The sequence below is a fragment of the Agathobaculum sp. LCP25S3_E8 genome, assembly GCF_052117165.1.
Classification (GTDB): domain Bacteria; phylum Bacillota; class Clostridia; order Oscillospirales; family Butyricicoccaceae; genus Agathobaculum.
In genome coordinates, this window is sequence record NZ_JBQKJR010000006.1 from 47,942 (window position 1) to 61,695 (window position 13,754).

General features: G+C 55.2%; 16 protein-coding genes. 8 read left to right on the top strand and 8 right to left on the bottom strand.

Going from position 1 to position 13,754, the window contains the following annotated elements:
- Positions 1-5 precede the first annotated feature (5 nt).
- Both ACTQ34_RS03940 and ACTQ34_RS03945 read left to right on the top strand, forming a co-directional pair.
- Entirely contained in the window at positions 6-422 is a 417-nt protein-coding gene (locus ACTQ34_RS03940; RefSeq protein ID WP_441362603.1) for a flavodoxin family protein, read from the top strand.
- Positions 419-1,261: a GIY-YIG nuclease family protein gene (locus ACTQ34_RS03945; RefSeq protein WP_441362604.1), complete on the top strand. Its 843-nt coding sequence runs from the start codon at positions 419-421 to the stop codon at positions 1,259-1,261. The genes ACTQ34_RS03940 and ACTQ34_RS03945 overlap by 4 nt, the downstream gene beginning before the upstream one ends.
- 113 nt (positions 1,262-1,374) lie before the next feature.
- Here the strand turns inward: ACTQ34_RS03945 and ACTQ34_RS03950 are convergent, their stop codons facing one another.
- Positions 1,375-2,091, bottom strand: a complete 717-nt coding sequence (locus tag ACTQ34_RS03950; RefSeq protein WP_441362605.1) for a GntR family transcriptional regulator — start codon at positions 2,089-2,091, stop codon at positions 1,375-1,377.
- Between the two features lie 387 nt (positions 2,092-2,478).
- On the opposite strand from ACTQ34_RS03950, the gene ACTQ34_RS03955 reads away from it, so the two are divergent.
- From ACTQ34_RS03955 to ACTQ34_RS03975, 5 genes are all read left to right on the top strand, one after another.
- Positions 2,479-3,876, top strand: a complete 1,398-nt coding sequence (locus ACTQ34_RS03955) for a sodium:solute symporter family protein (protein WP_441362606.1) — start codon at positions 2,479-2,481, stop codon at positions 3,874-3,876.
- A 69-nt stretch (positions 3,877-3,945) separates the two neighbouring features.
- Entirely contained in the window at positions 3,946-4,941 is a 996-nt protein-coding gene (locus ACTQ34_RS03960) for a ComEC/Rec2 family competence protein (protein WP_441362607.1), read from the top strand.
- 3 nt (positions 4,942-4,944) lie between these two features.
- Complete coding sequence (locus ACTQ34_RS03965; RefSeq protein ID WP_441362608.1) at positions 4,945-5,421, top strand: hypothetical protein; 477 nt, start codon at positions 4,945-4,947, stop codon at positions 5,419-5,421.
- The gene (locus tag ACTQ34_RS03970; RefSeq protein WP_441362609.1) at positions 5,402-6,373 is read left to right on the top strand and encodes a CehA/McbA family metallohydrolase; all 972 of its coding nucleotides are present in this window, start codon (positions 5,402-5,404) and stop codon (positions 6,371-6,373) included. Before ACTQ34_RS03965 ends, ACTQ34_RS03970 begins: the two co-directional genes overlap by 20 nt.
- Positions 6,374-6,378: 5 nt before the next feature.
- Positions 6,379-7,038: an MgtC/SapB family protein gene (locus ACTQ34_RS03975; protein ID WP_441362610.1), complete on the top strand. Its 660-nt coding sequence runs from the start codon at positions 6,379-6,381 to the stop codon at positions 7,036-7,038.
- Positions 7,039-7,566: 528 nt separating this feature from the next.
- Here the strand turns inward: ACTQ34_RS03975 and ACTQ34_RS03980 are convergent.
- The 7 genes from ACTQ34_RS03980 to ACTQ34_RS04010 all read right to left on the bottom strand — a co-directional run bounded on the left by ACTQ34_RS03980 (position 7,567) and on the right by ACTQ34_RS04010 (position 11,970).
- On the bottom strand, positions 7,567-8,124 hold the full coding sequence (locus ACTQ34_RS03980; RefSeq protein ID WP_441362611.1) for an ECF transporter S component: 558 nt from the start codon (positions 8,122-8,124) through the stop codon (positions 7,567-7,569).
- 118 nt (positions 8,125-8,242) lie between these two features.
- Positions 8,243-9,319 (bottom strand): uridine kinase family protein, encoded by a 1,077-nt coding sequence (locus ACTQ34_RS03985; protein WP_441362612.1) that lies wholly within the window; start codon positions 9,317-9,319, stop codon positions 8,243-8,245.
- Entirely contained in the window at positions 9,316-9,750 is a 435-nt protein-coding gene (locus ACTQ34_RS03990) for a DUF3842 family protein (protein ID WP_441362613.1), read from the bottom strand. Before ACTQ34_RS03990 ends, ACTQ34_RS03985 begins: the two co-directional genes overlap by 4 nt.
- A gap of 202 nt (positions 9,751-9,952) precedes the next feature.
- Positions 9,953-10,177 (bottom strand): hypothetical protein, encoded by a 225-nt coding sequence (locus ACTQ34_RS03995; RefSeq protein WP_441362614.1) that lies wholly within the window; start codon positions 10,175-10,177, stop codon positions 9,953-9,955.
- A gap of 1 nt (position 10,178) precedes the next feature.
- The gene (secG, locus tag ACTQ34_RS04000) at positions 10,179-10,415 is read right to left on the bottom strand and encodes a preprotein translocase subunit SecG (RefSeq protein WP_441362615.1); all 237 of its coding nucleotides are present in this window, start codon (positions 10,413-10,415) and stop codon (positions 10,179-10,181) included.
- Positions 10,416-10,513: 98 nt separating this feature from the next.
- Positions 10,514-11,035 carry a hypothetical protein gene (locus ACTQ34_RS04005; protein WP_441362616.1) on the bottom strand — a complete coding sequence of 174 codons (522 nt, stop codon included), beginning with the start codon at positions 11,033-11,035 and terminating at the stop codon, positions 10,514-10,516.
- Between the two features lie 14 nt (positions 11,036-11,049).
- On the bottom strand, positions 11,050-11,970 hold the full coding sequence (locus ACTQ34_RS04010; protein ID WP_441362617.1) for a sugar phosphate nucleotidyltransferase: 921 nt from the start codon (positions 11,968-11,970) through the stop codon (positions 11,050-11,052).
- Between the two features lie 317 nt (positions 11,971-12,287).
- Here ACTQ34_RS04010 and pyk point away from each other — a divergent pair, with 317 nt between their 5' ends.
- Positions 12,288-13,751: a pyruvate kinase gene (gene pyk, locus ACTQ34_RS04015; RefSeq protein ID WP_441362618.1), complete on the top strand. Its 1,464-nt coding sequence runs from the start codon at positions 12,288-12,290 to the stop codon at positions 13,749-13,751.
- Positions 13,752-13,754: the final 3 nt, after the last annotated feature.

Consider the following 13,754-nt stretch of genomic DNA (forward strand, 5'->3'; position numbering starts at 1 on the left):
ATCGCATGAAAACCGCCGTTGTTTATTTCTCGCAAGGCGGCGCAACACGGTCCTTTGCCCGCGCGGAAGCCAACGCGCGCGGCGCCGACCTGCTGGAAGCCGTACCCGTAAAAAAATATAACCCGCTGACCGCTTTTACGCGCGGCTGTCCCGCTGCCATCCGGCAGAAAAGCGTGCCGCTGCAGCAAGCGCCCGACCTGTCCGCCTACGAGCGAATTGTTCTGATGGCACCGGTCTGGGCCGGCTTCCCCGCCCCGCCGTTCAACACCATGGTCAACCTGCTGCCCTCCGGCAAGGAGGTAGAGGTGCTGCTTGTTTCGGCCAGCGGCAGCAGCGAAAAAAGTCACGATAAGGTACGCGCCCTGATTCGCAGCAAAGGCTGCAAGGTCGTCGCCCAGCGGGATATCCGCTCACACCAATGAGCAATTACACCTATATTCTGCGCTGCGCGGACGATACGCTGTACTGCGGCTGGACCAACGACCTGACCGCCCGTTTGGCGGCGCACAACAGCGGCAAGGGAGCCAAATACACTCGTGGCCGCAGTCCGGTCACACTGGTGTACAGTGAAATTTTTCCCACGCAAAGTGAGGCGATGCGGCGCGAGGCGCAAATCAAACGTCTCCCTCGCACACAAAAGCAGGCGCTGATTGCAGCACAAAACAGCGGCGAACTGCTGACCGTTTACGATGCAGACGGACGAGCCTGCGGCGAGCGGCCGCGCGCAGTCGTGCATGCGCAAGGGCTATATCACCATGTCTGTCACCTTTGGACCATCGGCATACGGGACGGTATCCCCGGTCTGTGGCTGCAACAGCGTCAGTTTGACCGCCCGCTTTATCCCGGCGGTTTCGACTTGTCCGCCACCGGACATATCGACCCCGGCGAAACGCCGGAAACCGCCATGCTGCGCGAAGCACGGGAAGAAAGCGGGCTTATCCTGCGCCCCGGCGATATTCTTCCGGCAGGCAGTTACCGCCAACAGTATGCACGGGGCGAGGACGGCGGTTTTGACGATGAGCTTGCCTTTGCTTTTCTCACCCGCATGGACGGAATCCCCCCGTTTTCTCCCGGCTGTGAGGTCGCGGACATGGTTTTCGTCGCGTTGTCCGATTTTGCCGACGCACATGACGCTCCACACGACCTGACTGCCCGCTGCATGGACGGCAGCACCCGAACCGTTCCGCACGAAAGTCTGTGCTGTCTGCATCAGAGCGAATGGGAGGGTGTGCGGTCTTTGCTGGAACAACAACTCCAATAAGAACAGGTTTCTCATATGAAAAATGCCGCCGCGCAGTCTTTTCCGACCGCGCGGCGGCTGTTTTTATTTGTTCCGCTTCCGCGCTCGTCCCTTCCGAGGGACTTTGCCGCCCATCACGGCCGAATCCGCATGATGGTAAAGTGGAACAAATCGCTGCGCAAATAATCAAGCGAGTACAGCAGAGGATTCCCGCGCGAGTCATAATGATACTGGCGGAATCCAAAAGCATCGCAGCCTTCCGGAAACTGCAACGAGGCCCGCAACGGGTCATCCTGTGGCGGGATGAACAGCTCGGTCAACGCACGGCTAATTCGAATACCGTGCGTCTGCTCCAAATAAGAAAACAACGAGGCCGGTATATGTTCCTGCAAATCCGGTGCATATTTGCACGGCAGATAGCTCAAGCTGGCCGAAATGATGCCGCAATCCGCGTGGCGAATCCGTCGCAGGATAAAGAATTCCTCGTCCTCCGGCGCTTCAAAGAAATGGCGGACATCCGCAGGCACACAGCCCACCGAACACTCTACATGCGACTCCTCTTCGCGAATCCCCGCCGCCGCAATCATTTTGCTCATGCTCTGCAGCTGAGACAAATCGTTAGCAATCCGGCGGGGCCGCTCCAGCAGATAAGTGCCCGAACCATGCTTGGACACCAGCAGCCCATCGCTGCGCAGCAGGCTCAGCGCCTTACGCCATGTTTCCCGGCTGACCCCCAGCCGCTCCGCCATATGTACTTCAGACGGTAGCTTACTGCCGGGCGCAAACTCCCCCGCCTGATACAAATCCAAAAAGGCCTCTTTTGCGCGTAAGGCAGAGGACTTTTGCTGCATATGTGGTTCCTCCTTCTGTCGCGCGCACGTCCGGTCAAGACCGTGCCGCCATTTTAATATGTACTATTATATATAGTTTTGTCAAAAGTGCAACCTCTCTCTTGTCAATATCGTAATCCATCTGGTCACATTATCTAATTTCGTTATCCAAAAAACGTCAATTTGACAAAATTCTACAAGAGGTATTTACAACTTTTCATCTATATGATATAAAAAAGTACGTGTGTTGTCTATACCACTTATCAAGGGGTTGAAAGGAGAAATCATATAGTATCAGGACAATATGCGGTACTTTTCGTCATAGGCTATTTCGTATACATCGCGCTGATGATACTGATTGCCTATCTGACCAGCAAAAAGGGGACCACACAAGGAGAAGACTATTTGATGGGCGGCCGAAACGTCGGCCTGCTGCTGCTGATCTGCACTGCGGCTGCGACGGCAGTTGGCACAGGCACCTCGGTTGGTGCAACGGCAAACGGCTTCCGTGACGGTTGGCTCGGCGCGGTTTATCCGCTGGCCAATGCAATCGGTCTGGTTACGGTTGCATTCTGCTTCTCTCATGTGCGCAAGCACAAATTCCGCACGCTCTGCAAAGAGCTGCAATTCTATTATGACGGCAGCCCGTACATGCGCAAATTCATGTCGGTCGTCATCTTCATCGTTTCAATCGTTTGGGTTGGCAGTGCCATCAACGGCGGCGCCAACTATCTGGCCTACCTCATTGGTATGGACATGATCCCGGCCAAGATTATCACCGTTCTTGCCTTCGGCGTGTATGTATTCGTCGGCGGCTACATGGCGGTTGTCTGGACGGACGCCATTCAGGCAGTTCTTTTGTTCGGCGGCTTCGTGCTGATTGCTATTCTGGCCATCCCTGCGGCGGGCGGCTTTGACAACATCCGTGCGGCATACGAAGCGGCCGGCAACCCGGGCGCCATGACCGCGTTCGGCCTCGGCTCCAAGGGTGTGCTCGGCGTACTGGCAGTTGCTCTTGCTTCCTACTACGGCGCAATGGCAGGCCCGACCGCTCACATGCGCGTCTATACGGCCAAGACTCCTGCAACCGCCCGCAAGGCGATTCTGATTGCGGCAGCAGTGGTTGGCTGCTTCTCAATTCTGCCGGCTATCGTCGGCATGTCTGGCTTCACCATTGCAACCAGCACCGGTGCGGAAAGCGTACTGGCAAACCCGGACTTTACCTTTGCCTACATGGCGACCACCGTACTCCCGCCTGCCATCGGCCTTGTATGCCTGATTGCCGGCCTGTCCGCCATCATGTCCTCGGCGGACTCGGATGCCATCGCAGGTGTTACCACCTTCCTGACTGACGTTTATGCACTCATTTTCAAAAAGCCGGTTGCGGATGATGATATCCCGAAGTACTCCCGTATCATTCTGGTCATCATGTTGGTTGGTGCGTTTGGCATGACCATCTTCGCAAACGACATCATGAGCTACATCAACAATGTTATCGGCTCGTTCACGCCCGGTATGGCGGTGGCACTGCTGGTTGGCCGTTTCTGGAAGCGTGCAACCTGGCAGGGCGGCGTCGCTACCATGGCCAGCGGTATTGTATTCGGCGTTATTTATCTGGTTTACCAGCCGTTTAACGCTTGGATCACGGAAACCTTCAAAGGCCCGGCGCTTCCGGTAACCATCGTAACCTTTATTTTCTGCATCGTGGTCAGCCTGCTGACGCCTCCCTCCACACATACTGAGGAAGAGCGCGTAGCACTGGTCATGGCGGAACGCAATCAGGAAAAAACGGCATCGGTCCGTTAAGCAAGCTATCACATGGGGGGTTCGGCAACCGAACCGCCCATGTGTCCGTTTTTCTACGGAGGACCCTTTATGGAACTGTACTTTCTAAATGTCGGCTACGGCGAAGCAATCGTCCTGCTGGATGGCGCACACTGTCTGGTCATTGACGGCGGCCCAGGCAGCGGCGACGAAACCTATGACCAGCCCGGCACCATCCGTCTGGCGGATTTTCTGCATCAAAAGGGCGTAACACAAATCGACTGCATGCTTTGCACCCATCTGCACAACGACCATTTGAGCGGTTTGGTGGATGCGACCGAGCAATTCCCTGTCCGGGAATTCTGGATCAACTGCCGGCCGACAACCAGCGCAGAACATGCAATATCCGCTGCTCTGCCCGAGTGTCCCGACGACCTGAGTCTGCGCCTGTTTACCACCGGCTTACAGCATTTTGAAACGCTGCGCCAAATTCTGACTAAACGCGGCATTCCTGTACGCGAGCGTACGGCTACCGCCGATTATGAGTCCCTGTGGCCGGGCTGCAATATCCGTCTGTTCGGCATGGATGAACAGCGGGCTGCCGACCGGCGTGCAGAATACGAGGCCTTCTGCCGCATGTCCGATCCTGTCGCTCAACGGGATGCGATGCGCGCGTTTGACAAGGTGGAAAACACTTGCAGTTTGGCTTGCAGTCTGCAGTGCGGTGATTGGCGCGTCATGTTGACGGGCGATTTGTGCAGCGGCTGGGACGCGCGCTGTGCCGCGCCGGATTTCCCGCGCGCACAGGTGCTCAAGCTGACCCACCATGGTCAACGCGACGGCATGCCGCAAAGTCTGGTGGAAGCCTGCGACCCGCAGGTATTCCTGATGTGTGCAGACGAAGCACGCACCTTCTGCAGCGCCTGCGACGAAGTACAGGCACGGGCGGAACAATATCTCACCGAACATGGCCGGCCGACACAGGTCTACACAACCGGTCGTCTGGCGGCATCCTTCGGGCTGCAAAACGGCAATCCGCCCTGTGCACTCTGCTGTGTTGCACAGGAACCAACACACTGTATCCCATATTACGCAAAGGAGGTCTGACCCATGGTACTTTTTGAGCAGGACTACTGCTGGACGCCGCAGGATGCACAGCACGACGTACCATTTTCCTTCACCTGCCCGGACGGAGCCGTAGAAGCGCGTCTGTACTTCACATTTTCTCCCGGTCGGGAAACCTCGGAGGAAATCTGCCGTCCGGAGGTGGAAAAAGCGCTCACACGCTACTACGACTGTTATCCCCATGAGCTGCAGCCCATGCGGGCGGAGCAGTTTCTCCCGGTCAAAAACCTGATCACGATCTCCTTGGACAAAGACGGAACATACATCGGCAACGCCCACCGCTGGGCGACCGAACAGGAGCATATTCTGACCACTGAAACTGCCTCACGGGGCTTCAATCCCCCGGCCCGGCTGGAGGGATCATGGGCTGGTATGCTGCATCTGCACGAAGTTATTTCACCGGTGTGCCGCGGCACACTGCGCATTGAAGGGAGGCTGCCCGATGAAGTGGTATCCGGTTGAACTGCATACCCACACGGAGCACAGCGACGGTGATTTCACTGTATCCGGTCTGGTCGAAGCGGCCCATGCACGGGGCTTTGTCGCCGTAGCTCTGACCGACCACAACACTGCTTCCGGCCTGCGGGAATTCTACCCCGCACTTGAGCGTGAAGGATTGATCGGCGTGGCAGGTATCGAATGGACGACGTATTTCGGCCATATGCTGGTACTGGGTGAGCAGGGCTACACCGACTGGCGCGGTGTGCAGCCGCCCGAAATCGACCGTGCAATCGCCTCCATCCATCAGAACGGCGGCATTGTTGGCATCGCGCATCCCTTCGCGCTGTCCAATCCGGTGAACACCGGCTATCACTGGGAATTTCAGGTGGCAGACTGGACGGCGGTCGACTATCTTGAGGTTTGGTCGCGCGATGATGCGCCGCGCAAAATCCAGAGCCTGCGCGCGTTTGCGCTGTGGGAGCAGCTGCTGGACCGCGGCTGCCGCATCACGGCGACGAGCGGCCGCGACTGGCACCGCGAGGATACCTTTGCCTACGCGCACACCTATGTCGGCGTAGACGGTGCATTGACGCAGGACGCAATTTTAAACGCAATTCGTGCCGGTCACGTTTGTCTGGCGGCCGGACCGCTGCTGACCATGTGCGGCACAGATGCGCAAGGTGTCAGCTGGGAGATTGGCGACGAGGTGAAAGCCGGACCGCTCGAAATCGAGTTAACAGTCGACCCGGACACCCTGCCCAACGACTGGGACCGCAGCCAGGTGCAGCTGCAAGAGCTGCGGCTTGTGCAAAATGGCCGCATATTGGCCGTTTGTCCGGCACAGACGCACCAGCGTCTGCATCTGTCAGCCGCACCGGGCTGGCTGCGTGCCGATTTAATCGGCACTTACTACGGTCGCACGGGTCAACATCTTGCCTTTACCAACCCGCTCTTTATCCGTCAAAGGGGGTAAACAGCATGGAACATCTTATCCTGCTTGGTCATACCACTCTTCGGCTGCTGCTGGCTATCTGCATCGGCGGCGGCATTGGCTGGGAACGCGCCCGCAGTCACCATCCTGCCGGCGTGCGCACACACATGCTGGTGACCATCGGCGCGGCTGTTATTATGCTGCTAGGCAGTCAGACCGTAGGAGAGTTTGTCGGCACCGCCAATTCCGACCCCGCCCGACTGGGTGCGCAGGTCATCTCCGGCATCGGTTTCCTCGGCGCCGGTACCATTATGAAAGAGGGCCGCTCGGTGCGCGGATTGACCACCGCGGCTACCCTCTGGGTTTCCGCCTGCCTCGGATTGGCTGTCGGTGCCGGGCAATATATCATTTCGCTCTGCGGTTTTGCGATTGCCATGCTGGCTCTGCGGCTGTTCAAGTTCCCGCGCTTCGAAATTTCTTTCCTTTGCAGTCAACAAGGCGATTGTTTTCATACCATCTGCAAGACACTGGATTTGCAGGAGGCTAATATCAGCAATTTTTCCAGTCGGGATGTCGATGGAGAACACTCCCGCGTGCGGTTTGAATTATATCTAGGCATCCATCAGCGCGATGTATCAACCTCGGATCTGCTGTTGCAGCTGTCCACAATCCCGAACGTTTCCTCCATCAACGTTGATGCGCTGTAAGCGCTCCCTCGACCTTTGGTAACTCTGATCCGATAGCCGTGTTTTTACTATCCCCTGCCTGTTATCTTCTTTTCTTCTTTTCTTTTCTTGTGAAAAAGCGTGTCGCTTTGCGGCACGCTTTTTCCTCTTCCGCACAAAAGCAGTGCCGCCCTCATTGTTTTTTTGAAAACGGGTATCTCACATTCTGCACAAGAATATTTTGGTAATTTTGGGTAATTGGATTGTTGACTTCAAATCCCCCCTCAAAAGCGTAGCTGTTTGATGGAGAATTCACTGATCATCTGTTTTCCAAATTTCAGAAACTTTGGTTTCCTTGCAGCTATTATCAATCTTGATTTCAATTTGCATGTTTCTACCTTCGGCTCCAAACATCATAGTATAAGAAAAATGAATCTGGATTTCTACCGTTTGTCGATAGATAGTCATTTTTTACGGCATAAGTGGCGCAATGCTGCTCTAGTGAAAAAAGCGGTGCTTTCTTCATGAAAGCACCGCTTCTCTTTTTCATTGATTTTTTCTACCAAATCATTACGCTGCATCCGCCGCAGTTTTTTTCGAAAAACGAACCAAACCAGTGCGATCCAATGCAATCATCAGCGCCGGAATGAACACCAGCTGCAAAACAATACCGGGGATCGCCGTCAACAATGCACCGCTCAGGAACAGCTGCCAGGTAAATGCCTGACCGCCTAAGCCCAGCAGCACAATCTCCGCCACACCCCATACGATGCGGCCCACCACCATTGCGATAAGCAGCGACCGGTAAAGCGCAAAGATGCACTTCCAGCGGGAGTGCGCATAGAGCGCACCAACAACCAGACCATAGGTTGCCAATTCAAACGCCATTGCAATGCCGGTCGGGAAGATCGGCGGCATACCGAAGAGGACATAGCGCAGCAGCGGCAGGATAAAGCCGATGAGCGCGCCATACTGCCAGCCGCAGATCAGACCGCAGATGAGCACCGGAATATGCATTGGCAGCAGCATGCTCCCGATTTGCGGGATCTGCCCGGTAAAGAACGGAAGAATCAGCCCCAGCGCAAAAAACAGCGCCGCCAGAACCAAGTTGTGAATAGATTTTCGCATGATAAAAGCTCCTTTAAAAGTCTTTTCAAGCCGTTTCTTCTGAAACCGCACAGCCTTCATGGCTTTTTTCAGGAGTTGCCGGAGGGAGTCCAACTGCCTTCTTGGCAGCAAAGTCCATTTATATACAAAGCGAATCGAATGATTCGCAAAAAAACGAGCTGGTATCCACCACCATCGGATGATATGAAAGCGGAGCACATTCAGCATAATACCGCTTTTCCATCGGGATCCAGACGCGCTCGAACATTTCAAAATACGCGCCCTCCCGCGCTTGTAGACGCGTTTTCTGCTCCTGCTCCGAGCAGGTGAGGAAAATACGCATATCATAGGCGTCGGCCAGCATCGGATGCAGAGAATAGCTGCCCTCCACTATGCTCAGCGGAGCCGGAACTACAGCCTGCGCTTGTCCCAATTGCTGCGCCGCGCAATCGAATATGCGCTGATATACCGTTATATCTGACTGTGCCGGCTGTATGACCTCGGTCCACAGCCGTTCCAAATCCATATTGCCGGCAGGTCGCTGCTGCCAGTCCGTCGCACGTCTCGCAATCGGCAGATAGTAATGATCCGTGTGAAACACCCAGCACGGGAATAACGCCTGCAAAAGCGCGGCCAGCTGCGTTTTACCGCTGCCGCAGCAACCGTCAATGGCGATGAGCAGCGGACGCTTTTTCTGCATTTGCTGTGCAATCCGCAGCAAGACTGAAAAATATCCGGCATATTCCCGCCGCAGCAGCCGGTAATGCGGCTGATACGCTGCACGAAACCGCGCACTGTGCCGAACTGGTGAAGCATAATCCCATACTGTTTCCGACAGCCAATGCTGTAACTCCGGTTCTGTTGCACTCAGCTGTTCCATGCGCTCCCGCAAACGTTCCGGATTACCTTGACGATGCAGCATGGTTTGCTGCATCAATCCGGCAAGCAGCCGCGCCGCCTCCGGACCAAATACCTCAGGGCGAAGCGGAAACCGACATAAACCGCCGCCAATTCTTTCCGGTTCAACCGGTAAAGCGGTTTTCGGCACCGTTTTCCATTCCTCTGCAATGCTGTTCATCAGCATTTCTTTATTTTCACCCAAATGCATCGGGCCAAACTCACTTTGATAGAGCAGCTTGACGCAATCCTGCGCTTGCATCAGCGGATACCGCGCGCGATGTGCACGCAGCAGCGCCTCATAATTCTCTCCGATCATTCCGCAATAACCTGCATGACAGTCTGCACCGCACGACGCAGGTATTCTTCCAGACGGCAATCCTCTGTGCCCGCCACGTAAATCCCGCAGGTGGAGGACGGAATCAATATTTTCTTTGCGTCCGCGCCCGAAATAGCCGTTGCCATTTGAGGAGAAACCTCCCCCAGAATACCATTGGCCATCACGACGCCGATTGGTCCCAGAATCACATCCGCACGCGCGGCATTAAACACAATGGCGTTTTCTCCTGTTGCGCCATGGTTAGCGCCCGCCTTGAGCATCGCGTTGGTTGCTAATACATTAGTGCCGACACCAATCAATTCGCAACTTTCAGGCAGGCAAGGCCGCAGCAGCTTTACCAACTGACTGCCAATGCCACCGCCCTGTCCGTCAACCACCAGAACCCGGCAGACGTTCGAATGATTCCTCATTTCCTCAAAACTCCCCAATAAGCTGTTCAAAAACAGCAGATATATAAATTATCATACCATATTTCGGTGCAAAAAGGAAGCGATGCCAGACTTCCACCTCTTAAGCTGCCTTCTCGTACAAAATAGGCATCAAAAAAGTGGCGCATCCTCGTCAACGCACCACTTTTACCAATCATTTGTCTCTGGCAACCCAAGACAACACTTACCGGCTCAAAGCCCCGATTACAATATTGACCGCCAGACAGATCGCAGCCCCGACTGCGCAGAGCACTGCGCGCTGCCGACATGCTTTTGCTTTCGGATCTGCCTGCTTATCCTCCGTTCCTTCAACACGGCCGCAAATCATGCCATACCGCATCTGTTGGAAAACCGTCAGCGCTGCCAGCACTGCAAATGCGAGCAGCAGCACGCGCTGTACCGTCTGCATATCAGTGAATCAGATTGAGCACGAGCGCAGCAATAACGAACACTACGCCCACAACCGAGGTCAGGCGGGCAAACACTTTATCTGCTGCGGTAGCCTTGCCGGCACCAAAAAAGGTTTCCGCGCCGCCGGAAATAGCGCCCAAGCCCTGCTGTGCGCCGCTCTGCAGCAGCACCACAATAATCAGGAACAGGCTGGCAACAATCATTACAATCGAAAGTGCAATTTGTGCGGTAGTCATAATTACAATTCCTCCACTGTTTTTCTTTCTGTTATCGCGCCAAAATATGGCACGCTATATTTGCGTCCATGATACTATAGCACAATAAGTGCAAAATTTCAAGTATTTTTTTGCAAAACCGGCTGCAAAATATTCTTCAGTGGTGCGCCCATACGATTTGTGTATATCTTGTGCGCTTCCAAATCGACAACCGCAAAGTGTATGGAAGACCAGCCATACTTGCCATTCTCAAACTGCCGCTCTGCGGTCAACCGACGCACTTTTTTCTGCATATCGCGGTCCACATGCTGCGTCACCAGGATGAAAGACACGATAGAAAAACCGTGCGCAGCATTGGGTTGCACGAGTGCCTGCTCTGCCCGCTTGGCATAGTCCCACCAGTCCGCCAACGCCGCCGTACTCATCTCTGGCTGGGCAAACAGCAGACGGTACTCATGCGCGTGACTGGACGTGCCCATCGACATCATTCCCAGCAGCTTTTTCTGGCTGGTCACATCAAACCGACTGAACAGCGCCGCTGTACGCCCGGCAACCTCAGCATTCTGTGCGGAGACAAACGCAGGGTCCAGTCTCTGCGTCAATCGGTCGCGCAAATCAACAAATTCGGTTGAAAATTCCATTGGTCTCCTCCCACTTACAGTTCTGCCGGATACTCACCCTGTCTGGTCATCTCTGCAATGGCGGCACAGACGGTCGGCTTATCCTCCCGATAGGTAACGCCAAACCAGCGCGCCGTGGTGGTCAGCACCTTGGCAGTCGCGCGTCCCGCTTGAATCAGCTCATCGACTGCAAACGGCAGATAATACTCGCCCTTCATAGGGTTCTGCGGCAGCTTTTCTGCAAAAAAGCGGCGCAGCCCCTCCTCCAATGTTGGAAGGAAGGAAGGCGTAAAGCCCCACAGATTGAGCGAAACCGGTGTGCCCGCCGGGATTTCCCCTGCCGGCGCGTCGCCATCCGCTGCGTAGACAATCCGCCCGTCCGGTGTACGCGAAATCGCGGTGCGCTCGACAATGCCGGTCAGCAGACCGTTTTCATCCGCCGTGCATACCCCGCGCGATACCGTACCGTTTTCGGTCAGGGTATTCTCCACCTGATAGCCGACCATACAGTACCGGTATTTTTCATCGTCCTGCGCAACGGACAGAAAATCATACATTTTGCGGAACGCGTCCGCGCCGTAAAAATCATCCGCATTGATGACCGCAATCGGCGCGCCCGCTGTCAGCTCGCTGGCACACCAGACGGCATGCGCCGTGCCGAGCGGCTTTTCCCGTCCCTCGGGCGCATGCAAACCCTCCGGCAGCTTGTCCAGCGTCTGATAGGCGTAGTCTACCTGCATAAAGCGGCGTGCTTTACGGCCAATGGCCTGCTCAAACGCCTCATGCAGTTCGGGCCGAATAATAAACACAACCCGCTCAAAGCCCGCACGGTGCGCGTCATAAATTGAATAATCCAGAATGATCTGCCCATTCGGACCGACCGGGTCAATCTGCTTGAGTCCGCCGTAACGCGAACCCATACCCGCAGCCATAATCACCAAAACCGGCTTTGCCATTGCGCACTTCTCCTTTTTGCGGCGGCTGCGCCGCCGGATACTTTTTATCCAATCTTTGCTCCAGTAAAACAGGCTTTTTCCATGTTTTTTTCCATGTTTAATCTCCCAGCCTGTCTGGAATACTTCACTATTATACAAGACCATATCATAAAACACAAGATGTTTGCAGCCCACGCGCTCTTTTTTGTCGAAAAGCATGAAAATCCTATTACAGTGCGCCCAACGATTGCAAAACGGCTGGAAAACTGCTAAAATGGTGCTGTTAAAAAAATGTCAGACTAACACACGCGATGATACACAGAGAGGAATATGTTTCGATGCGTAAAACCAAAATTATTTGTACGCTCGGCCCTGCGACCGACGCGGTTCTTCCCGAAATGATCAAGGCAGGCATGAACGTCGCCCGCATGAATTTCAGCCATGGCTCTCATGAAGAGCACAAGGCCCGTATGGATGCTGTCAAGGCAGCGCGCGAAGAACTGGGTATGCCGGTCGGCATCATGCTCGATACCAAGGGTCCGGAAATCCGCACCAAGACGTATAAGGACGGCAAGATTGAAATTGTGGAGGGGCAGGAATTTACCCTGACCACCCGCGACATCGAGGGCGATAACACCATCGTCTCCATCACCTACGAAGGTTTGCCGGCGGATGTACAGCCCGGCACACGCATCCTGATTGACGACGGCCTAGTTGCCTTCGACGTTATCGAAGTCAAGGACGGCACGGACATTGTCTGCCGCGCGCTCAACGGCGGCCCGCTTTCCAACCGCAAGTCCATCAACGTTCCCGGCATCAAGCTGAACATGCAGTTCGTATCCGATAAGGATCGCGCCGATATCGAGTTCGGTCTGGAACAGGGCATTGATTTCATCGCCGCCTCTTTCACCCGTTCCGCACAGGACGTGCGCGACATCAAGGCAATCCTCAAAGCGCATGGCAAGGAAGACGTTGAAATCATCTGCAAGATTGAAAATATGGAAGGCGTCAACAACATTCAGGAAATCCTCGACGAGGCCAACGGCGTCATGGTTGCCCGCGGCGACCTCGGTGTAGAGGTTCCGTTTGAAGTGCTGCCGGAAATTCAGAAGAACATCATTAAGACCTGCATCTCCCGCGGCAAGCGCGTTGTCACTGCGACTCAGATGCTCGAAAGTATGGCCAAGAACCCGCGTCCGACCCGTGCGGAAGTTTCCGACGTTGCAAACGCGGTTTACGACGGCACCAGCGCTATCATGCTGTCCGGCGAGACTTCGGTCGGTAAGTATCCGGTTGAGACCGTCAAGACCATGAGCATGATTGCAGAGAACGCAGAAAAGACCATCCACTACGACCGCCGCCGCGCGACCCGTCTGGAATTCCAGAACATGAATGTTTCCGGCGACCTCAAGACGCTGGCAATTTCGCACGCAACCTGCTCCACCACCGCCGATCTGGGCGCAAAGTGCATTGTTGCGTTCACCGAGTCCGGCTCGACCGCACGCGCAGTATCGACCTATCGCCCCGGCGCACCGATCATCGCTGCCACACCGAACGGCAAGACCTTCCACCATCTGAGCATGTCCTGGGGTGTTCATCCCGTGATGGTTCCCAAGCGTCCCACCTCGGGCACCGAGCTGTATGACCTGTCCGAGCAGGCTGCCATCAGCGCAGTGGATCTGCGCGTAGGCGATATCATCACCATCACTGCCGGTATGCCGGTCGGTCACGTCAACTACACCAACACGCTGCGCGTGCATCAGCTGACCGAGCGGTCGTTCGCGCAGCTCGTACAGGATTGATTT

Excerpts from the sequence above, each read along its gene's own strand:
- ACTQ34_RS03940 (WP_441362603.1), top strand. The coding sequence starts at position 6 with ATGAAAACCGCCGTTGTTTATTTCTCGCAAGGCGGCGCAACACGGTCC.
- ACTQ34_RS03945 (WP_441362604.1), top strand. The coding sequence starts at position 419 with ATGAGCAATTACACCTATATTCTGCGCTGCGCGGACGATACGCTGTAC.
- ACTQ34_RS03950 (WP_441362605.1), bottom strand. The coding sequence starts at position 2,091 with ATGCAGCAAAAGTCCTCTGCCTTACGCGCAAAAGAGGCCTTTTTGGAT.
- ACTQ34_RS03955 (WP_441362606.1), top strand. The coding sequence starts at position 2,479 with ATGGGCGGCCGAAACGTCGGCCTGCTGCTGCTGATCTGCACTGCGGCT.
- ACTQ34_RS03960 (WP_441362607.1), top strand. The coding sequence starts at position 3,946 with ATGGAACTGTACTTTCTAAATGTCGGCTACGGCGAAGCAATCGTCCTG.
- ACTQ34_RS03965 (WP_441362608.1), top strand. The coding sequence starts at position 4,945 with ATGGTACTTTTTGAGCAGGACTACTGCTGGACGCCGCAGGATGCACAG.
- ACTQ34_RS03970 (WP_441362609.1), top strand. The coding sequence starts at position 5,402 with ATGAAGTGGTATCCGGTTGAACTGCATACCCACACGGAGCACAGCGAC.
- ACTQ34_RS03975 (WP_441362610.1), top strand. The coding sequence starts at position 6,379 with ATGGAACATCTTATCCTGCTTGGTCATACCACTCTTCGGCTGCTGCTG.
- ACTQ34_RS03980 (WP_441362611.1), bottom strand. The coding sequence starts at position 8,124 with ATGCGAAAATCTATTCACAACTTGGTTCTGGCGGCGCTGTTTTTTGCG.
- ACTQ34_RS03985 (WP_441362612.1), bottom strand. The coding sequence starts at position 9,319 with ATGATCGGAGAGAATTATGAGGCGCTGCTGCGTGCACATCGCGCGCGG.
- ACTQ34_RS03990 (WP_441362613.1), bottom strand. The coding sequence starts at position 9,750 with ATGAGGAATCATTCGAACGTCTGCCGGGTTCTGGTGGTTGACGGACAG.
- ACTQ34_RS03995 (WP_441362614.1), bottom strand. The coding sequence starts at position 10,177 with ATGCAGACGGTACAGCGCGTGCTGCTGCTCGCATTTGCAGTGCTGGCA.
- secG (WP_441362615.1), bottom strand. The coding sequence starts at position 10,415 with ATGACTACCGCACAAATTGCACTTTCGATTGTAATGATTGTTGCCAGC.
- ACTQ34_RS04005 (WP_441362616.1), bottom strand. The coding sequence starts at position 11,035 with ATGGAATTTTCAACCGAATTTGTTGATTTGCGCGACCGATTGACGCAG.
- ACTQ34_RS04010 (WP_441362617.1), bottom strand. The coding sequence starts at position 11,970 with ATGGCAAAGCCGGTTTTGGTGATTATGGCTGCGGGTATGGGTTCGCGT.
- pyk (WP_441362618.1), top strand. The coding sequence starts at position 12,288 with ATGCGTAAAACCAAAATTATTTGTACGCTCGGCCCTGCGACCGACGCG.